The following is a 19,426-nucleotide window of genomic DNA, read 5'->3' on the forward strand; positions in this document are numbered from 1 at the left end:
GACTTTGAGAAAATGTGGATATTACTTTTCATGGTTCATCCTTTTCTGCTATTTTTGAGCGAACATCATAATTCGGCATGAATTTTATAGATATAATTGTATTAGCGTTACTTGCGTGGGGGGCTATATCGGGCTATATAAAAGGATTTTTGACTCAGCTAATTAGTTTTGGGGCTGTGTTCTTGGGTATATACCTTGCTTTCATTTTTTCAGATTGGATTGCTTTGTTGGTTAGCGAGCATTTTAAGGTTAGCGCAAAATGGAGTATGGCGGTTGCATCTTTAATTATTTTTATGGGGGTGTTCATATTGCTTCATCTTGCAAGCCGAATTATAAGCAAATCTTTTGAAAAGACTTCAGTTGGCACTGCTAATCGTATTTTGGGGCTGGCCTTTGGTTTGCTAAAAAGTTTTCTTATTGTTTGTGCCGTTTTGTGGCTCTTATCTACGTTGAATGGAATAGTAAAAGTAGTTCCAGAGCATATAACTGCTGATTCAAAATTATTTGATATGTGGAGAATTGTTCCTTGGGCTTTCCCTTTTGTTAGAGATTTGGTTTAGTTTTCCATTAAATAAAAAAGCGCCAGTGCTTTATTTTCCACTCTAGGGGAGCATAATCAATCCCAATTCGAGGCGATGTTTGAAAGGATTCTATCATTGGGGCATCCTCAATCCATAATCGCTCGGATCTTGATAGGTTTTCACCGTAAAAGGACTTGTCGAGCTTCAGTGCTTTTGTTAGCTTCCCTGGACCATTATATCTACCTGCTCCTCTTATGAGTATTGCTTGCGGATGATCTATGCTGCCTGTTACGACATTCAACATCCAGTACATGCCGTAGATGAGAAACATGTAAATGGAGCCTCCTTCTTGGTACATTATAGAATTACGTTCCGTTTTACCAAATCGAGCATGGCAAGCGCCATCATCTTCTCCTCTGTAAGCTTCAACTTCGTTAATGGTTAGGCGGAGTTCAGATCCATCTTCAAATTTTCTTACCAGTATTTTCCCAAGCAGCAAAGGTGCTAGTGTTAGCGCATCTTGTTGATATATGTTTTCTAATAATCGCATGAGGTTGCTATTTGGTGTGCTAAGATAAATTTTCTTGGCAAGTGATGGCGTTTTTACGGGTACTTGGTATTGATTATTGCCTGTATTTTTGAACCAAACTAATCGTATTTGGGTTTTAATTTAACTAGATCACTTTTGAGTGACACGGCTCTTTGCCTAGTTGTTTAGCAGTTTTGTGAGGATATCGTTGAATTAAAATGTAGTGTTATGCTTTATGATTTAACTGAGTTGAAAAGCTATTCAAATGGCGATAAGGAATTTGAAGCTGATATGTTTCAAACATTCCTCGATCAAGCTCCCGAATTTTTATCCCAAATTCAAACTTATTTGGCCCAAAACAATATCTCTGAGGCTGGTAAATCTGCCCATAAGTTTAAATCTTCAGTTGGTATTTTTGGAATGGAAACCATCAGAAAAGGGTTGGAAGAGTTGGAGAATTCTTGCCGTATTACTGCAGAATATGATCATTTGCAGGAATTGTTTAGTGATGTTAGAACTCTTGTCAATGAGGTGATACCTCAAATAGAACGGGAAAGGCAGCGCTGTTTCGCTTAGTAAGTTGATGTAGCATGTTTTTTTGTTTGATCTTGATGTAATTAAGTGAATGCTTTTAAACGAATCTACCGATGAAAAAGGTCTTGCTTATAGATGATGAAGTTACCATTCTCAAACTTCTTAACCACTATTTGTCTTCATACTATAGTGTTACTATGAAGAATGATGGCGAGCAGGCTCTTCTTTGGATGCAGGAGGGGAATATTCCTGACGTTATTGTTGCAGACATCCAAATGCCTAACATGGATGGTGATGGCTTTTTAAAACAGCTAAAAACTAGCGGTTTTTTTAAAGATATTCCTGTTATAATGCTCTCTGGATTAGAAAATAGCGCTGAACGCATAAAATTCTTAAAAATGGGTGCTCGTGATTATGTCGTAAAACCGTTCAATCCCGAGGAACTTTATTTGCGGATAAAAAATTTAATAAATTAAGAATGAGATGGTGCTTCAAGTTCTTTACATTGGAAGCAGTAGTGCAACAATTCAAAAGTTGGAAAGCCATTCTGACTTTAGAGTTGTTCGGGAAGAAAATGGATTTTCTGCATTTAAGTATTTGACAGATTGTGTAAATGCGCTTCCTGACGCAATAGTTGCAGAACACAACATCCCTGGATTGAATGGAGTGGAGCTGGTTACACGATTGCGTACTAATGGGACATCTAATGTGCCTTATTTTTTGATTGATAAGGATTTCAAGAAGGAAGACGTGAAGCAATTTCTAAAGTTGGGCATTGCAGATGGCTACACTTATCAGCTGAGTCCAGAGGATATTAAGGAGAGGGTTGTTTACTTAAAAGAACATCAGGGTATAGCAAAAAAGGATGCTTTACAGTCTGATTATAAGATACCTGTAGTTAAGCGTCTTTTTGATATAGTAGTGGCAAGTTCTATTTTGCTTATTATATCTCCATTTCTTTTGCTGGTTATGCTTGCCATACGTATTGAGTCGAAGGGGAAGGTTTACTATACTTCCAAAAGGGTTGGTACAGGATATCGGATTTTTGATTTTTACAAGTTTCGATCAATGTATACCGGCGCTGATGCTAGGCTTAAAGATCTAAAACATTTAAATCAGTATAGTGCAGATAAAGAGTGCGAATTGGAAGATGAATGTCCAGATTGTAAGCGGATGGGACAGCCCTGTTCTCCAATTCTCATGGTTGATGGCGGGGAAATATGTGAAAACCTATTCTTAAAGAAAAAGAGAATAAAAAATGCTTCAGCATTTTTTAAAATAAAGGATGATCCGCGTATAACTAAAGTCGGAAAGTTTATTCGTAATACGAGTATAGATGAACTTCCCCAACTTATAAATGTGATAAAAGGGGATATGTCTATTGTTGGAAATCGTCCGTTGCCTCTTTACGAGGCAGAGCTGCTTACTTCAGATCAGTGGATTTTACGATTTATGGCGCCCGCAGGTATTACAGGCTTGTGGCAAACCATGAAAAGAGGGAAAGGTTCCATGTCTGAAGAGGAGAGGAAAGGCCTTGACAATAAGTATGCATTTGATTACTCATTTTGGAATGATATAAAGATAATCTTGAAAACAATACCTGCACTTTTACAGAAAGAAAACGTATGATGAAGGTATCAACCATATTGACGTTTTTACTTTTAGCTGTAGAGTTAGCCTCCTTTGGACAAGCAAAAACCATTCCTGTAAAACCTCTTAAGAAAGTCGATTCTACAGAAACGCAGTTTAGATTTTTGCCTCCTTTGGATGCGCTAATCGATTCTGCATTGAGGCATTCCCCCATATTAAAGCTTCAGGATGGACAAATAGAGATACGGCAAATAGAGTTGGCTCGTAAGCGAAAGCAATGGTTGGAGTACCTTAACGTGGAGGCTTATGGTCAGTACACGAATAATACTGGAATAACCTCCAGCACATTCAATAGCGGGGTATATACTGATTTGAATTCGAACTCTTTTCAATGGAGATATGGAGGTGGTGTTACTTTTAAGTATCCGATATTCAATTTATTTAGTAGAGGTAAGGATATAAAAATGGCCAAAAAGGAAATTCAAGTGGCATCGCTACAGCGGGACGTTCTGATAAAGGATTTGCGAAAGACGATAATTGAGCTATACAACCAAGCGTTGCTTCAGCATTCTTTGTTAGAGGTTAAAATTGGAGCATTGGAAACTTCCAGTGTAGCCGTAAGGCTTGGTGAACTTGATTTTAGAAACAGCAAAATTAACGTGTCCGACTTATCGAAAATTGCGGATGCACATATGAAAAATCAAACGGAGTATGAACAGGCGTTAGCTGCGCTGAGGCTTTCTCTAGAGATGCTTCAGGAAGTTAGCGGTTATTACTTTTTACCTAACTAACAATGGACATTGCCACGCTAATTAAAGTACTGCTACGTCACCTAAAGGTTATTGTTGCAATTCCTTTGATTGTTGCTCTGTTGGCAATTTTTGCAACACTCAATGAGAAAAAGGAGTACACCTCTAGCTTGTCTATTTTTACAGGAATCACGTCTGGATTCTCAATTGGTAGTTTAGATGGAAATTCTAGAATTGATATGTTCAATACAAACAATCAATTTGATAATTTCATTAATATTTTAAAATCGAAGGAAACCAACGAAGAGGTTGCCCTGCGTCTACTTGCGCAAAACTTGTCACTCAAAGCGCCTCATCCTATTTTTATATCCAAGGAAAACTACCATAACTTAAAGCAATCTATACCTGCCGAGATACAAGATCTGGTTGTTGATGGTGATACTAATCAAACTTACGAGCGTTTTGTTGCTTTTAAAAATAGAAATAGTGATAATTTCCTTGTCTACTTATTGGCTTCCGATGACCCACACTATAGCCTGAATGCCATCTCTCAGATGGGAATAAAGCGAGTTGGAAATAGCGATTTGGTGAATGTTACGTACGTAAATAATGATCCTGGTATAACCTACCAAACTTTAAAGATATTATCAGAGGTATTTATAAAGAACTACAAGCAGATTAGGCAAATGCAAACTGATGCAGTTGTCAAATACTTTGAGCGAGAGTTGGCTAAAGTGTCGGTTAGATTGCGCGATGCGGAGGATCGGCTACTTGCCTACTATAAGAATAATAGCGTAATTAACTACAATGAGCAAACACGGTATATAGCAGAACAAAAGGAGTATTTCGAAACAGATTATGTTAGAGAAAAGATGAATTTTGCGTCGACGCGCGCATCTGCTTTTGCCCTAGAAAATAAAATGAATGCTCGGGATAGAATTTTTCTCAAAAACGATTCAATTGTAAGGCTTCGTAATGAGTTGTATGCCATTAATTTGAAGCAAACAGAAAATCGATTAAATATGAGAGATTCTGTTAACGTTGGAAAATCATGGCGTACGCGATTGTATCAAAAGCAAATAGACTCTTTAGTTGGTAAGTTGAATGAATCCATAGTTGGTTCAATGAGATTGCAGAGCTCGGTAGAGGGGATTGCTGCTGATAAAATTTTGAATCAATGGCTTGATTACGTGGTAAGCAATGAGGCAAGTAGAGCGAAAATAGAGGTGATGGATAATCGCCTTAAAAATTTTAGGGATATTTACGCATCCTTGGCTCCTGTTGGTGCAACTATTAAACGAATAGAGCGGGAAATAGACATAAATGAACAACAGTATTTGTCTGTACTACATGGGTTGAACATGGCCAAGTTGAAGATGCAAGATGTCGAAATGTCGTCTACTATTAAGGTTTTGGATAAGCCTCTTTTCCCGCTTACTTCTCGACCTTCTAATCGGAAAATGATTGTGGCTGCTGCTTTTATCGGAAGCATGCTTTTGGTCATTGCTATCATCATAGCACTTGAGTTTTTAGATAAATCCATAAGAACTGCCGAGCGAGCTTCTAAGCTTATAGAGTTGAAGGTAATGGGAGTTTACCCTCATATGTATAAGCGGAAAATTTGGCTGGAGGATGTGGCAGCCCATCTTGTGCGCATTATGGCAAGGGATGTTGCTAACCATAAGCACGAGGTTCCTATTCGTGTTGGAGTTATAAGTACAATCGATGGAGAAGGGCGAACAACCATCTCCAATAAGCTGATTGAAACGTTGAATCAGATGGGATATAAAGCGAAAATGGATGATGTAAAAAATATGCGATCTTCCCGTGAAGCAGATACAGATATTTTCATCTATGATTTGCCGTCTATTCTTCTTTCTCCCGTTTCATCAGAAATAGTAAAATCTATAGGACTTTTTATTTTGGTGGTAAGAGCCAATCGAGAATGGCGGCCTTCAGATGCTCGTGCATTGTTAGTATTTAACGAAGGAACTTCTAAGCGTCCAGTTATTGTTCTTAATGGTGTTGAAGAGGATGGTTTGGAGCATTATTTAGGTGATTTACCGAAGAAAAGAAGTCGGTTGCGAATTTGGGCTAAAAGAATTCTAACTCTTAATTTCTTCGGAAAGGAGAGGTTTTAAATAGGCTGTTTATGAAAAGCCTGCTATTAGCAGTATGGAAAAACCACAACTTTCTATCAATGTTTGGGAATGTGGTGTTTGCTGGCGTTGCGTTTCTTTCTTTTGCAATACTGGCACGAAGCTATAATACCCAAATTTTTGGGAAGTATATGCTGTTCGTTTCTGGAGGGGCTTTTCTCGAAATGTTACGTTTTGGATTGACCAGAACGTCCATCGTTAAATATCTTTCAGGGGTAGACAAGAGTGAGCAAAAAGCGTTTGTTGGGGCAAACTATCTCATAGGACTGGGAGCAACTTTGCTAATTAACGTGTTATTATGGCTTGTCTATTTTTTGGGAGGTAAGCAGGTTTTGGAATCGGGATTTTCTTTATTTCTTATTTGGTATCCTTGGATGGCTTTGGCTAATATTCCAATGAATAATGCTGTTAGTTTGCTTCAAGCGCATATTCGGTTTGATCGTATTCTTTTTATCAGGGCTTTTGCCTCCGTTTCTTTTTTTCTGTATGCTGCCTTTAATTTCTTTATTGTAAGAAATTCTATTGAAATAACAATTGTTGTTCAAATAGGGACTCAACTACTTACTTCTATAGTCTGTGCTATGCTCGGCTGGGATGGTATGGGGCATCTTTTGCACACATCTAGAGAGGCGGTAATGAAGCTTCTTCGTTTTGGAAAATTTAGCATGGGAACTCTCATTAGTACGAGTCTTTTAAAAAGCGCTGACACCTTTATTTTGGGATTGATGCCAGCAATGGGGGTTAGTGCAGTTGCTATTTACAGCGTTCCTCTTAAACTTACGGAGTTATTTGAGATACCTCTCCGAAGTTTTACAGCAACGGTATATCCCCGTATGTCAAAGGCGGTTGCTGTTAATGATAAGGTTGCGGTTACATCTTTGTTTTATGACTATGTAGGGATGCTTTCATTACTTTTTATACCTCTCCTACTGGTGTGCGAGGTGTTTGCTTCAGTGCTAGTGTTGCTTTTTGGTGGAGAGCAATACTTGGTTGCAGTTCCAATCTTTAGAGTGTACATGCTTTATGGCCTTTTTCTTACAATGGATCGGCTAACTGGTGTTGCATTGGATAGTTTAGGAGTTCCCAAGTATAATCTCTATAAAGTGGTGTTAATGGCATCCATTAATATTGTTGGAGATATTGTTGCTATATTACTCTTTAAGTCGCTTTTAGCTGTTGCGGTGGTGACTGTTCTTAACACATTTATTGGAGCGCTGGTTGGGTATAGAATTCTTAAGAGGTTTTTGCCTTTGAATTTTTCTACTGTTATAACGAGAGGTTGGTATTTTATAATGTCAAAAAAGGGGGTGTTTTATGAACGCTTTTCGTGATAGCATCGGTAGCGAGAGGCTTTATTCTCTTAGGGGGGGATTGTTGCTAGCGTCAGTCGTTGGTCTTTCATTTATGGCGGTAAGGATGCTAGGTTTTACGGGGGCGCTGCTTCTTGTTGCAATACCACTCGTAGGAGCTTATCTTTTTTGGGTATTTGAAGAGCCTCGAGTTGGTATTTACACAATTATTTCAATGAGTTTTGCTATTAGCGGCTTAGGTAGATACTATTCAGCGCTTCCTTTTGGTTTGAGTATTGATTTTTTAATTGTAGTGACGTTTTTGGCCTTCTTCTTTCAGCATTTTAGAAAAACTCCTTGGTCTTTAATCCCATTTGATGCTTTTGCTGTAGTTGGTATTTGGTTCTTTTACTGTGTCGCAATGATTGCAAATCCGCTGTCTCCTGGTCCAGAAGCATGGTTTTATGCTTCTAGGGGATTGGCTTTCTATATGTTTTTCATGATCCCTCTAGGTATTTTAGTGTTTAATACACCGAAAGATCTGGAGCGTTTTATTTTGATATGGTTGCTTTTTTCTTCGATAGGTACACTGTGGGCCATAAAACAGATATACATTGGAGTTTCGCAGACAGAGCAGCTTTGGCTTGATGGAGGTGCCGCCAGCACTCATTTTGTATGGGGCAAACTTCGTGCATTTTCTTACTATTCAGATGCTGGCCAGTTTGGTGCAGCACAGGCTCATGCTGCCATAATTAGTGCTGTTGTAATGCTTCATCCTCAATCTTTAAAAAAGAAAATGTTGTTTTTGACTTTCTTTATTTTGAGTATGTGGGGGATGGGGTTGTCAGGAACGCGTGGTGCTATATTTTTATTAGGAATTTCTGCTTTTACCTATCTTCTTTTTAGCAAACGATTTGTGATTTTGGTAATTGGCGGAGTTATTGCGGGGGGAGCATTTGGTTTCTTAAAATATACCACCTTACTAAGCTCAAACTATCAAATTAATCGCATGCGCTCGGCATTTGATCCTAATGACCCATCTCTGATGGTTCGCAAAAATAGGGAGAAAATTCTTGTTGGATATCTTGCTAATAAGCCAATTGGCGAAGGAATTGGGAGCTCTGGTTATTGGGGACAAAGGTTTAGGCCTGGCAGTTTTTTGGCAGATTTGGGAACTGATAGCCATTTTGTGAGGGTCTGGGCTGAAACAGGAATTGTTGGTCTGATAATTGACATCGCGATGTTCTTATACCTTATTGGAAAATGTGGGCTGATTCTTTGGCGGATGGAATATTCGTATCATCGCACATGTTTGGTAGGACTGTATTCTGGTTTTGTAGGGGTAGTGGTGGCTAGCTATGGAAACATGGTGGTGGCTCAAATGCCAACAGGAACGATAATTTATTTAAGTATCGGTTTTATTTTAGTCTCTCGTAAATGGCCTTCGCCTATTAAGGATGAAGTTCAAATAAAAAGCATTCAGGAATAGTATGCCTTATTTATCTATTAAATAAGACGATGGTTTTTTGTTAAGAATTGAACGAGGCGGGTTGAATAAAAATACAAACAGATAGACATAGTTCTTTTTTAAGCAACATTAAGTGTTCTTTTTTTTCTTTTGTCAATCTATTGTTGTTTTATATAAAATCTTAGAGGGATGGCAGTAACGGATAAAATCTACTTTCCTGGTTTAAATGGAATTCGCTTTATAGCGGCTTTTTCTGTCATAATTCACCATGTTGAACAGACAAAATATTTTGCCAATTTGCCGAATGTTTGGGGAAAGAATGTCTTTATCGATTCGTTAGGGCATCGTGGTGTATCCCTTTTTTTTACGTTGAGTGGGTTTTTAATTACTTACCTGTTGCTTGCTGAAATAGAAAAAACAGGAACTGTCAATGTTGTTAAGTTCTATATTCGTCGTACGTTGCGTATTTGGCCTTTATACTACTTTGTTGTACTCTTTACCTTTTTTGTTTTACCCTTTTTTATAACCTTACCAGGTATTAGTGGCGAACATTATACAGGCTTTTATGTAAAACTATTTTTGTATCTCGTTCTTCTTCCTAATATTGCTCGACAGATGTTTGGAAATTCGTTGGTATTAGGGAGTAATCAGGCTTGGTCGGTGGGAATTGAGGAGCAATTTTATGCCTTCTGGCCATGGCTAATTCGTTGGTTCAGGAATCATATTCTCAAATTTCTTGTTGCATTTATCGTTCTAAAAACATTCGTTTCTGTAGTTCTAATCTGGACTATTCAACATTTTTCGGATGCTTCGTGGATTCGTTATGTGGATTTTGCAAATACAGCATGGCGTTTTTTGCAGATAGAGCAAATGGCTGTTGGTGCAGTTGGTGCATATTTTTTGTTTAAAGGGATGCGGCATGTGATGAAATTAGTTTACCATCCTATCGTAATGTGGGGAGCTTTTCTTGCTATTGTAGGGTCGCTAATGGTTCACGTATCATTTCTTGGTTTTTCCATATTGGAAGCAATTGCTTATACTATTGCTATTCTCAATATCTCTACAAATCCGTTGTGTCCTGTAAAGTTAAATGCATCATGGCTTCAAAAAATGGGTGATATATCTTACGGAATTTACATGTACCATACCATTTGTTTGGCTATCGTAATTCGTTTATTGATGGGGGTAAATATGCATAATACCAGTTGGGTTGGTTTTAATGTATTAATGTACACTGTACCAGGAGTTCTTACGTTGTTGGTTTCTTGGTTATCGTACAGGTATTTTGAGTTGTGGTTTATCAATTTAAAGAAAAGGTTTATGGTCGTAAAAAGTGCTACTCTCAAGAATGAGGAATTTGATAGGTGAATCTGAGTTATATTAATTATTTGCTATTAACATGATGTAATTATTGTGTGTTGTGAGGAGAAGAGCTGGTTGCTTGTTCTCTAGAGTTTAGGGTTGTTCCTATGTCGATCGGCATCTCGCAGCGTTTTCTTTTGAAGATTTTTTTCGAGTGCTTCTGTAAGGTTAACACCTGTTTGGTTCGCGATGCACATTACTACGAAAAGTATGTCTGCAAGTTCGTCCTCTAAACTTTTATTCTTATCGCTTTCTTTTTCCGATTGCTCTCCATATCGGCGTACCATTATGCGGGCTACTTCGCCAACTTCCTCCATCAGTATTCCAAGGTTGGTCATCTCGTTAAAGTAACGTATGCCGTACTCTTTAATCCATTTATCTATAGTTGTTTGAGCCTCTTCTATTGTCATTATTCTTTGTTTTGGGTGTCGATTATGATGGTAACAGGGCCGTCATTTAGAAGTTCAATCTGCATATTGGCGCCAAATTCTCCTGTTTTTACAGATCTCCCTAGATCTTTTTCGATTTGGGCTATAAACTTTTCATACATGGGTATGGCAAGATCAGGTTTTGCAGCCTTTATGTAAGATGGTCTGTTCCCTTTTTTTGTTGATGCGTGAAGCGTAAATTGGCTAACCAAAAGTATTTCTCCTTCAGCATCAGCTACAGATAGATTCATGATACCATCACTATCGTCGAAAATTCTAAGACGAGTAATTTTTCCTGATAGCCACTCAATATCCTCTTGTGTATCATTGTTCTCTATTCCTAAAAGAATAAGAATTCCTTTTTCAATAGAAGACCTTATATCGCCATCGATGGCCACAGATGCTTTGCTTACTCGCTGTAATACAGCTCTCATACTGTTATATTTTGATCATCTACAAAATTATAAAAACTAGTTGATTTGTTTGGTCAGAAAAGATTCTTCTATATTTACTCAAAATACTTCTGCCGAAAAACTATGCTACTTATTTCAGACGGAGGTGTATGGCCTTTTTTTATTAAACGAAGAGAGCGAGAACGGTGTTAAGGATGTTGGATGATTTGCGTTTTGAAGAGGTTCTTGGTAGAACTTGTTGTAAGCAGGAAATTACAGCGGTTGCTGCAGCCGTTTGTCTACATCCAGAACGAATGAAGGAGTTGTGGGATTTTGCTATTTCTACGCATCCTAACGCTTGGCGAGCGGTGTGGGCTTTGGGGTATGTTAACGAATCCCATGAGAGTTTTTTAGTTCCCTACTTACATGATGTTGCAGAAATGACGATTGCAACTAAGCATTTAGGAAAAAAGAGGGAGCTACTTAAGATCTTACTGCAGCATCCGCTATCTGCTGATTTTTCAGGCGAGTTATTAGACGATTGTTTTAATACAATTGTTTCGAGGGATGCGCCGGTTGGTTTGCGTATGTATGCTATGGAAATGATCGCAAAATTTTGCGAGGTTTACCCAGAACTTATCCCAGAATACATTGCAATGCTGGAGGATATTGTTGCAGAACCTCCTTCTGTTGGAATGAAGGGAAGGGCACTAAAGCTCGTTAAGCGTTTTTCATCCTAGTTGTTAAGCATCATTTAGGACAGAAACGTACTAGTAATTCTGTGAAGTTGGATGTTTGATATGTCCCATTTTGCGAAGTTCATTTTTAACTACGCTTATGGCCTGTTGTTCCGAGCATCCTTGGTTTTGGAGTTCGTTAAAACGTTTGTATTCCCATTCGGTTAGCGAGAAGGAAAGCTTTAAGTTTCCTCCAAAATCAATATTGACAGTGTATAGTGCGCAATCAATCATCATTCTTTATTTTAAATAAAAAAGCCATCTACACGCTTTTGAGCGTATAAATGGCTAACTATTTATTTTTGAGCGAAAAACGGGGCTCGAACCCGCGACCCTCAGCTTGGGAAGCTGATGCTCTACCGACTGAGCTACTTTCGCATGGTGTTACGGCAAAAGTAAGAAAGTTTTTGATTTGTTAATAGAGAAATGTGGATAAATAGTAAAAAAAAAGACAACCATTTGGTTGTCTTTAGAGCGGAAAACGAGACTCGAACTCGCGACCCCAACCTTGGCAAGGTTGTGCTCTACCAACTGAGCTATTTCCGCATTGTTACATCTTAGTAGAACCTGTTGTCGTTGTTTTTCTAAGACGTTGCAAAGGTAGGTGTATTTTTTATATCTGCAAATTCAATTATGGGACAAATTCAAAAATAGTGTCAATTTCTTTTTTTGTTTTAGGAGGAATGTCTTTATTTTGATATCCAATAGCCACAAGACCTGCAAGTTCTAGGTTGTTTTCTGTGTTGAGTATTTTTGCAATTTCTTCTTTAGCAATGAGAGGCGATGACATCCAGCAGGCACCAAGACCTAGGTTTACGGTCCCAAGTAGCATGTTTTCTATACATGCTCCCACGCTTTGCATGTCAGGGTAGTTTCTCATTCTATTGATATCGTCATGCGAAAGGCCAACCCCTTTTTCGAGAACAGATTCGTATGGAGATGTAAATATGAAAATCACCGCAGGTGCATTTTCGAAAAAGGTGGAGAAGTACTCTACCTGCCGCTTAACAGGAATCGCTATTTCATGATTACCATCGGGTAGATTCTCTATTTTGTCTGCAATGGCGTTCGCTATTGCGGACATCATAGGCTTATTGGTAAGTGCAACAAAGCGCCATGGCTGGTAGTTGTTTATGCTAGGAGCCAGCCCTCCGATGCGACAGATTTCGCGTAGGGTACTTTCGTCAACTTTTTTGTCCGAAAAGGATCGAATGCTTGTTCTCTTTTGTACAACATCTAGGAAATCCATATTGGTGAAGTTTTCCTCAAGTTATGGCTTATTCTTTAAATTCACAAATGGGATAGCAATGGAAGGGCGGCTGGCTATGTAAACTCCAATGCACACCAGTATCATTGATCCCATTTTTATCCAGCTGAGGCCATCCATGCCTATAAATATTGCGAAAATAGCGGCAATTGCAGGTTGGGTATAGGCGAATATGCTTACAGTACTTGCCTTTATGTGTGTTAGCGCAAGCGATGTAAATAGGTAGGCAAGAAATGTTGCGCCTATTACAATAAACGCTATGTCTCCTATTACCGACGAAGTTTGGGAAAGCAGGTTATACTTCATGAAAGGGCCTATGCAAATCGGTGTCAGCTGTAGCATTCCGAAAAGAAACACCCATTTCATTACTGTGATGGAACCGTATTTAGACATCGTGGGCTTAACAATTACCAGATATAGTGCGTAGGCTGTGGCATTTCCAAGGATTAGGATATTTCCTAGGAGATGTTCCTGTCCAAAAGAAACCGTTCCGCTGTAGGTGATTAGCGATATGGCTCCGAATCCACCGATGATGATACCCACTATTTTTGATGAAGTAATTTTGTCGTGTAGAAATAACGACGACAGCAGCAGTACTAGTATGGGATTTAAGGTGATAATGATGGCTGCATCAATGGGGGTTGTTTTTGCAATACCGTTTATGAATAGGTACTGGTTGAGCGCAACCCCAAATAGCGCTGCAAAAAACATTCGGGCGAGGTCGGCTATCTCAACTTTTTCGTATTTGTAGAACAGTGATGCCACCCAGAAGAGTAAAGATGCTCCTAGAACTCGGAACATGGTAATTGCCTCTGGATCGATATGGGTAGGAACCACCTTTTTGGAAACAACGTAGTTGATTCCCCAGATAATGTTTGCGCCGATAATTGCGGTGTAAGCCCAGAACTTTGTAGAATTTCCTTTTAATGAAATCATTTGTTGGTTAAGTTTATCTGTGATGGTCATTTTTATTGACCAAATTTGCTACATTTGAAAAAATGGTTAGACCATATGAGCCAAGAGATCAAGAAAAATTCAATCGGTAAAGTTAAAACTTCGAATGTAATTTATCCTATCATTATAGGATTTGGGGTGGTTGGCTATATGATGATTCAAGAGTTTAATCCTGACGCTTTTAAATCTGTTTCTTTTACTTCGAACTCTATTTTTTGGTTGGGAGTTGCTGTAATTCTGATGGCTTTTAGAGATTTAGGATACATGATTAGGATTAGGTTGTTGGCCGATAATCACCTAACATGGAAACAGGCTTTTAGAGTGATTATGCTTTGGGAGTTTACTTCGGCCGTTACACCGTCGGCGGTTGGCGGTACCAGTGTTGCCATCTTATATGTTCATAAGGAGGGAATCTCGATAGGAAAAAGCAGTGCGATTGTTATGGCGACCTCTTTTTTGGATGAAGTTTATTTTATACTCATAGCACCTCTTCTTTATTTTTCTTTTGGTCATTCAAGACTGTTTGATATCCCGGGGTCGGAAAATCTTGCTGAAGGCTTGTTTACAGTAGCATTGGTTGGCTATCTGGTAAAGCTTGTTTACATCGTTGTTTTATCATATGGTCTGTTTTATAACCCTCGAGGTTTGAAGTGGCTTTTGGTAAAAATATTCAGCTTTAGGTATCTTCGTAAGTGGCGCTACAAAATGACCATTGTGGCTGGCGAGATTATGGTTTCAAGTAAAAATCTTAGCGCTAGACCTTTGATGTTTTGGGTTAAAACTTTTGGAGCAACCTTTTTTTCGTGGACTTCTCGCTATTTTGTGGTAAATGCACTATTGCTAGCGTTCTTTTTAATGCACGATCAGATGCTAATATTTGCTCGTCAAATGGTTATGTGGATTATGATGCTGGTAAGCCCAACGCCAGGAGGTAGTGGTTTTGCGGAGTATGTGTTTACCGTATTTTTGGGCGACTTAATTCCTGTTGCAAGCGATTTACAGAAAAGCATTTCTGTTGGATTTGCATTTATTTGGAGGTTGATAAGTTACTATCCTTACCTTATTATAGGCGCTTTTATACTTCCTAGGTGGATAAAGCATAAGTTTCATTTGCCAAAGTTAAATCGCCACCATAGCAATTAGCGGGTGATCATTTTAAAAAAGGAATCCATTAGATCAAATCCATCCATTTTTTGTTGGAAGTGTTTTCTGGTTATAGGATTTGGTGTTATTCCGTAAATATTTCTATTCTTATTGCATATTGCTGCGATTGATTCGGTTGATCCGTCAGGTGCAGACTCTTTGCTAATAAGCCCATTCTCAGAACAGTATCGAAGGAGTATTTGGCCGTTTGCTTTCATTGGTAGAGCTTCTTCTTTTTCGACTATGTAGGGTCCCAAAGAGTGGGAAAGATAGAGCTTTATAGGGTGGTCTAAGTCTAAAAGATAGGTTAAGGCAGATTTTCTAAAATCAGACATTACATGAACAACCTTACAGGTAAGGCGCGAGTCCTCTGTTTTTGTAAAAAGGCCAGGTAGCAACCCCGCTTGGCAGAGTATCTGAAACCCACTTTGAATCCCAACTATAAACCCGCCTTGTTTCGCATACTTGCTTAGATTTTTGAATAAGGGACCTGCTGCTACTTGTTTTTGTAGCTCCACGCTTTCGCAATAGAGCATATTCGACGGGATTACTACAAGATTTAAATCTGTAGGGATTTCCTCCTCTACGGAAAGGAGAACTGTACTGTTATGGAAATGCTCAACCATGACTCTAACAGTACTTTGGTCAAATCCCAAAATTTTGACAATGCCTATTCTCATTTGCCTATCAAGTTACTTGCTGTTGTCTGTTAATCAAAGTTAACAGAATGTTTTGTTTTATTAGTCAAAATTTTATTCTATTTTTTTGATATTGCCAGCGTAATTTGGTTTCTTTAACAAATTAGGGTGTCGTAATGTAATTTTGTATCGTATGGCTAAGATATTAAGGTATGTACTGCTGTTTTTGTTCATTTTAGTTCTGATTGTGGGGGCTTTTCTTGTTTACACCGAGAAGTCTATCCCTAATTTTAAGTCAACCGAAATTATTTTTAGTGGCACAACTGATGCTGTTTTATCTAAAGATACAATTTCTATTTTATCTTGGAATGTAGGGTATTGTGGTCTTGGTAGCGATATGGACTTTTTCTATGATGGAGGAACAAGAATGCGGACTTCTAAGTCGCAAACGTTGAAAAATATTGAAGGAGTAAAGGACGCGCTTAGCAAAAATGGAGATGCTGATTTTATCCTGCTGCAGGAGGTTGATAGGGAATCAAAGCGGAGTTATGGTATTAACCAAGAGTTGGAATTTAGTAAGAAACTTCCTGCGTATAGCTTCTTTTTTGCTTCAAATTATGTTGTGGAATTAGTACCTATGCCGCTTTCTAACCCTCTCGGAAAGATTAATTCAGGAATTCTTACAATGAGTTCGGTGACGCCTAAGCTGGCAGTAAGGCATAGCTATCCCGATAAGCACCCTTGGCCTACGGGGCTATTCATGCCTAAAAGATGCTTCTTGGAGACTCGCATCGCGACTCCGAGTGGACGGGATCTTGTTTTGGTAAATACGCATAACTCGGCATACGATGATGGAAATCTCCGTAAAATGGAAATGGAGATGCTTCGCAGTTTTGCATTAAGCGAATACAAAAAAGGAAACTGGGTGATTGTTGGTGGTGATTGGAATCAAAATCCGCCCGGGTACGTTCAAAAAAATGCAGATAAGGATGCGTTGAAAAATTTTACGCCTAGGGCAATATCTGGATCTTTCTTTCCTGTTGGTTGGAGTTGGATTTGGGATAAGAAAGTTAGCTCAAATAGATTTCTAAATAGGCCATACGAAGAGGGAGTGACGATGACCACTACCATAGATCTTTTTTTAGCCTCACCCAATGTGGAAGGCTTGTCGGTTGATGTTATCGCGGATGGGTTTCGATATTCCGATCATCAGCCACTTCGGGTGAAATTTGTTTTAAAATAAAATTGATATTTAATTGTTTGTTTTTTAATTGTTTGATATTGTGATGGAGGAGGTGTTTTCGTAGATTGTAGATATAATTTAAGCACGGTTAGCTTGGATTATTAAACTTATACTTATTTTTAACTCGGATATTAAAGGGGATAACCATCAAGTGTGGTTGGGAATATGAGGACGATTTATGATTGTTACAGATGACGATTTAGTTAGTTTCATTCGAATCTTGAAGGATGGTGGTGGTTATGATCTTAGCGAATATTCAGACAAGTCGCTGAAAAGGAGGTTGGAAAAGGTTTCAGAAGATTCTCGATTGCCGTTCAATCAGTTTCTCAGTAACATAAAAACGAATAAGGAATTTGCCGAAAAAGTACTGAAAGATATTACAGTGAATACCACAGAGTTGTTTCGTGATCCTGTAATGTGGCAGCAGTTAAGGCATCGGATTCTCCCTCGTTTTAAGGGAAATAAGACCATCAACATTTGGCATGCAGGCTGCTCTACCGGGCAGGAGGTTTACTCTATGATTATCCTTCTGAACGAAATGGGAATGCTCGATAAGGCAAAAATAGTCGCTACAGATATCAACGGCGATGTGCTTGATATGGCTCGAAAGGGAGCCTACAAGTATCGTTTCAACATTGGCTATTTAGATAACTTCGATAAGGTTATTAGGCATAACCCCTTCAACTACGAGGAGGTGATTGATGTGCCTTATGAAAAGTATTTTGAAATAAGTAAAGTTAAGGATACGCTGGCTATCAGAAAAGAGTATACAGATATTCCTTTCTTTAGGAAGCACGATTTGGTGCAGGATGGAACTTTTGTTTATGCAAAATTTGACCTAATCCTGTGCCGAAATGTGATTATTTACTTTAACAATAGCCTTCAAAATAAGGTTTTCGGGCTTTTCCATCAAAATCTATACTCAAACGGCTGTCTTGTATTGGGAGCGCATGAGTCAATTCTTGGGCCATGGTCATCTCGATTTGAGAAAAATGGTACGTTTTATTTTAAAAAGTAGGTATGGCTATGGCGGAAATAGGAATTGTAGATACTCGGAATATTCTCAAGATTATAGCTGACAAGTCAGGATGGAATTTTAGTGACTTTTCCATTACATTTCTGAAGCGGCGTCTTGAGCATATCTTGCAGCAGCAAGGGCTTCAAAATGTCGAAACGTTAAAGCGTAAGCTTGAGTTTGATAGCGCATACTTTGATGTTTTCTTAGCAGAATTTATTCCATCGACAACTGAGATGTTTCGCGATCCCTCTCTTTGGCGATTTTTGAAGGAGTCGGTGATGCCAGAATTGGCATTGAGTGCGACACCTCCCAAGATTTGGATTGCCTCGTGGGATAGCGGGGAGGAACTTTATTCGCTGGCGATTCTTTTAAAGGAGATGAATTTGCTGGGGAAGGTGAAGGTTTACGCTGCAGATTACTCAGATTCGGTTACCAGGCAGGTAAAAGCAGGGATGCTTGACCCAAAGAAGATGGAAGTCAATGAGGCAAACTATCTTCGCTTTCATGGGAAAGCCACTTTTGATAGCTACTTCTCGACTCAGGCTGATGGATCATTAAGAATTAATCCAGAACTGATTCGTGATGTAGTTTTTATTCGACAAAATGCTAATTTTGATAGTTCGGTTTTGGGGTGTAAGCTGGTGCTATTCCGAAACCAGCTAATATGTATGAATATAAGTCAGGAAGAGAGGGTTATAAGCCGTTTACGTGATTGTGTTGTGGCGGGTGGGTTTTTGGTTGTTGGTATAAAAGAAAACCTAGAGCATCTGCCGGCATCGAATGCGTTTACGAATATTAATAGCGCGGAAAAGGTTTATAAACGAAAAATTGGATAACCAATGTATAAGGCAATAATAATTGGTGGCTCGGCTGGTAGTTTTCAGGTAATAACGAAAATCTTACATTCGTTACCTGCCAACTATCCTATTCCGATAATTCTTTGCCTTCATAGGTTGAAGCATGTGCGTTCTGGCTTTGTGGAGGCTTTGTCCATTAAGTCAGGAATACCTATCATTGAGCCAGAAGATAAAGATGCGATTAAGCCAGGAAAAGCATACTTGGCGCCTGCCAATTACCACATGTATATTGATTTGGGTAACCGCATAGCGCTATCAACCGAAGAGCCCGTAAACCACTCTAGGCCTTCTATTGATTTGTCGTTCATAAGTGCTGCTCAAACGTACAGGGATAAGCTTCTGGGAATTATCTTATCGGGAGCGAATAAAGATGGGGCTTACGGGTTAAAGCGGATTAAAGATTTTGGAGGAACTTGTATTGTTCAAGATCCGAAAGAGTGTCAAGTAAGCACGATGACGGAATCTTCCCTTAAGTTGATTAAGGCAGATATGGTGCTTAATACAAACCAAATAATTCAGCACTTGCTGAAATATAAATAAGAATAAGT

The 19,426-nt window shown here is 38.8% G+C and carries 22 protein-coding genes and 2 tRNA genes; 15 read left to right on the forward strand and 9 right to left on the reverse strand.

The window, feature by feature from the left end; translation table 11 throughout:
* The first annotated feature begins 77 nt into the window (after positions 1 to 77).
* Positions 78 to 560 (forward strand): CvpA family protein, encoded by a 483-nt coding sequence (locus L990_RS18330; protein WP_047452425.1) that lies wholly within the window; start codon positions 78 to 80, stop codon positions 558 to 560.
* 7 nt (positions 561 to 567) lie between these two features.
* On the opposite strand, the gene L990_RS18335 is transcribed toward L990_RS18330, so the two are convergent.
* A complete protein-coding gene (locus tag L990_RS18335; protein WP_047452427.1) occupies positions 568 to 1,071 on the reverse strand; it encodes a DNA-3-methyladenine glycosylase in 504 nt (167 codons plus the stop codon).
* Positions 1,072 to 1,278: 207 nt separating this feature from the next.
* On the opposite strand from L990_RS18335, the gene L990_RS18340 reads away from it, so the two are divergent.
* The 8 genes from L990_RS18340 to L990_RS18375 all read left to right on the forward strand — a co-directional run bounded on the left by L990_RS18340 (position 1,279) and on the right by L990_RS18375 (position 10,207).
* Entirely contained in the window at positions 1,279 to 1,626 is a 348-nt protein-coding gene (locus L990_RS18340; protein ID WP_047452429.1) for an Hpt domain-containing protein, read from the forward strand.
* 71 nt (positions 1,627 to 1,697) lie between these two features.
* Positions 1,698 to 2,060 (forward strand): response regulator transcription factor, encoded by a 363-nt coding sequence (locus L990_RS18345; RefSeq protein ID WP_047452430.1) that lies wholly within the window; start codon positions 1,698 to 1,700, stop codon positions 2,058 to 2,060.
* Between the two features lie 7 nt (positions 2,061 to 2,067).
* A complete protein-coding gene (locus L990_RS18350) occupies positions 2,068 to 3,213 on the forward strand; it encodes a sugar transferase (protein WP_052181154.1) in 1,146 nt (381 codons plus the stop codon).
* Positions 3,210 to 3,965 carry a TolC family protein gene (locus tag L990_RS18355; protein WP_081981820.1) on the forward strand — a complete coding sequence of 252 codons (756 nt, stop codon included), beginning with the start codon at positions 3,210 to 3,212 and terminating at the stop codon, positions 3,963 to 3,965. Before L990_RS18350 ends, L990_RS18355 begins: the two co-directional genes overlap by 4 nt.
* A gap of 2 nt (positions 3,966 to 3,967) precedes the next feature.
* Positions 3,968 to 6,064: a GumC family protein gene (locus tag L990_RS18360; protein ID WP_047452434.1), complete on the forward strand. Its 2,097-nt coding sequence runs from the start codon at positions 3,968 to 3,970 to the stop codon at positions 6,062 to 6,064.
* A gap of 11 nt (positions 6,065 to 6,075) precedes the next feature.
* Positions 6,076 to 7,413, forward strand: coding sequence for an oligosaccharide flippase family protein (locus L990_RS18365; protein WP_047452436.1), 1,338 nt, complete (start codon positions 6,076 to 6,078; stop codon positions 7,411 to 7,413).
* The gene (locus L990_RS18370; RefSeq protein ID WP_156121686.1) at positions 7,397 to 8,860 is read left to right on the forward strand and encodes an O-antigen ligase family protein; all 1,464 of its coding nucleotides are present in this window, start codon (positions 7,397 to 7,399) and stop codon (positions 8,858 to 8,860) included. The genes L990_RS18365 and L990_RS18370 overlap by 17 nt, the downstream gene beginning before the upstream one ends.
* Before the next feature lie 168 nt (positions 8,861 to 9,028).
* Entirely contained in the window at positions 9,029 to 10,207 is a 1,179-nt protein-coding gene (locus L990_RS18375) for an acyltransferase family protein (protein ID WP_047452438.1), read from the forward strand.
* An 80-nt stretch (positions 10,208 to 10,287) separates the two neighbouring features.
* Here the strand turns inward: L990_RS18375 and L990_RS18380 are convergent, their stop codons facing one another.
* On the reverse strand, positions 10,288 to 10,611 hold the full coding sequence (locus L990_RS18380; protein WP_047452439.1) for a nucleotide pyrophosphohydrolase: 324 nt from the start codon (positions 10,609 to 10,611) through the stop codon (positions 10,288 to 10,290).
* Positions 10,611 to 11,063, reverse strand: a complete 453-nt coding sequence (gene dtd / locus L990_RS18385) for a D-aminoacyl-tRNA deacylase (protein WP_047452441.1) — start codon at positions 11,061 to 11,063, stop codon at positions 10,611 to 10,613. The genes L990_RS18380 and dtd overlap by 1 nt, the downstream gene beginning before the upstream one ends.
* A 173-nt stretch (positions 11,064 to 11,236) precedes the next feature.
* Between dtd and L990_RS18390 the strand changes: the two genes are divergently transcribed.
* Complete coding sequence (locus L990_RS18390) at positions 11,237 to 11,761, forward strand: hypothetical protein (protein ID WP_047452443.1); 525 nt, start codon at positions 11,237 to 11,239, stop codon at positions 11,759 to 11,761.
* Between the two features lie 30 nt (positions 11,762 to 11,791).
* Here L990_RS18390 and L990_RS18395 read toward each other — a convergent pair whose 3' ends face one another.
* The 5 genes from L990_RS18395 to L990_RS18415 form a co-directional block, all read right to left on the reverse strand.
* A complete protein-coding gene (locus L990_RS18395; RefSeq protein ID WP_156121688.1) occupies positions 11,792 to 11,995 on the reverse strand; it encodes a hypothetical protein in 204 nt (67 codons plus the stop codon).
* Between the two features lie 68 nt (positions 11,996 to 12,063).
* A tRNA-Gly gene (locus tag L990_RS18400) sits at positions 12,064 to 12,136 on the reverse strand.
* A 95-nt stretch (positions 12,137 to 12,231) separates the two neighbouring features.
* A tRNA-Gly gene (locus L990_RS18405) sits at positions 12,232 to 12,304 on the reverse strand.
* Between the two features lie 85 nt (positions 12,305 to 12,389).
* Complete coding sequence (locus tag L990_RS18410) at positions 12,390 to 13,007, reverse strand: nitroreductase family protein (RefSeq protein WP_047452447.1); 618 nt, start codon at positions 13,005 to 13,007, stop codon at positions 12,390 to 12,392.
* Between the two features lie 21 nt (positions 13,008 to 13,028).
* The gene (locus L990_RS18415) at positions 13,029 to 13,961 is read right to left on the reverse strand and encodes a DMT family transporter (RefSeq protein ID WP_197057340.1); all 933 of its coding nucleotides are present in this window, start codon (positions 13,959 to 13,961) and stop codon (positions 13,029 to 13,031) included.
* 75 nt (positions 13,962 to 14,036) lie between these two features.
* On the opposite strand from L990_RS18415, the gene L990_RS18420 reads away from it, so the two are divergent.
* Positions 14,037 to 15,122, forward strand: a complete 1,086-nt coding sequence (locus L990_RS18420; RefSeq protein ID WP_047452449.1) for a lysylphosphatidylglycerol synthase transmembrane domain-containing protein — start codon at positions 14,037 to 14,039, stop codon at positions 15,120 to 15,122.
* On the opposite strand, the gene L990_RS18425 is transcribed toward L990_RS18420, so the two are convergent.
* Positions 15,119 to 15,802: a phosphoribosylformylglycinamidine synthase subunit PurQ gene (locus L990_RS18425; RefSeq protein WP_047452451.1), complete on the reverse strand. Its 684-nt coding sequence runs from the start codon at positions 15,800 to 15,802 to the stop codon at positions 15,119 to 15,121. The genes L990_RS18420 and L990_RS18425 overlap by 4 nt on opposite strands.
* A gap of 151 nt (positions 15,803 to 15,953) precedes the next feature.
* Between L990_RS18425 and L990_RS18430 the strand changes: the two genes are divergently transcribed.
* From L990_RS18430 to L990_RS18445, 4 genes are all read left to right on the forward strand, one after another.
* Positions 15,954 to 17,003, forward strand: coding sequence for an endonuclease/exonuclease/phosphatase family protein (locus L990_RS18430; RefSeq protein ID WP_052181157.1), 1,050 nt, complete (start codon positions 15,954 to 15,956; stop codon positions 17,001 to 17,003).
* A 178-nt stretch (positions 17,004 to 17,181) separates the two neighbouring features.
* Positions 17,182 to 18,021: a CheR family methyltransferase gene (locus L990_RS18435; RefSeq protein WP_047452453.1), complete on the forward strand. Its 840-nt coding sequence runs from the start codon at positions 17,182 to 17,184 to the stop codon at positions 18,019 to 18,021.
* Between the two features lie 8 nt (positions 18,022 to 18,029).
* Positions 18,030 to 18,857, forward strand: a complete 828-nt coding sequence (locus L990_RS18440; RefSeq protein ID WP_197057341.1) for a CheR family methyltransferase — start codon at positions 18,030 to 18,032, stop codon at positions 18,855 to 18,857.
* Positions 18,858 to 18,860: 3 nt separating this feature from the next.
* The gene (locus L990_RS18445) at positions 18,861 to 19,418 is read left to right on the forward strand and encodes a chemotaxis protein CheB (protein WP_047452457.1); all 558 of its coding nucleotides are present in this window, start codon (positions 18,861 to 18,863) and stop codon (positions 19,416 to 19,418) included.
* Positions 19,419 to 19,426 lie beyond the last annotated feature (8 nt).

Origin of the sequence: Alistipes sp. ZOR0009 (assembly GCF_000798815.1) — a bacterium.
Lineage (GTDB): Bacteria > Bacteroidota > Bacteroidia > Bacteroidales > ZOR0009 > Acetobacteroides.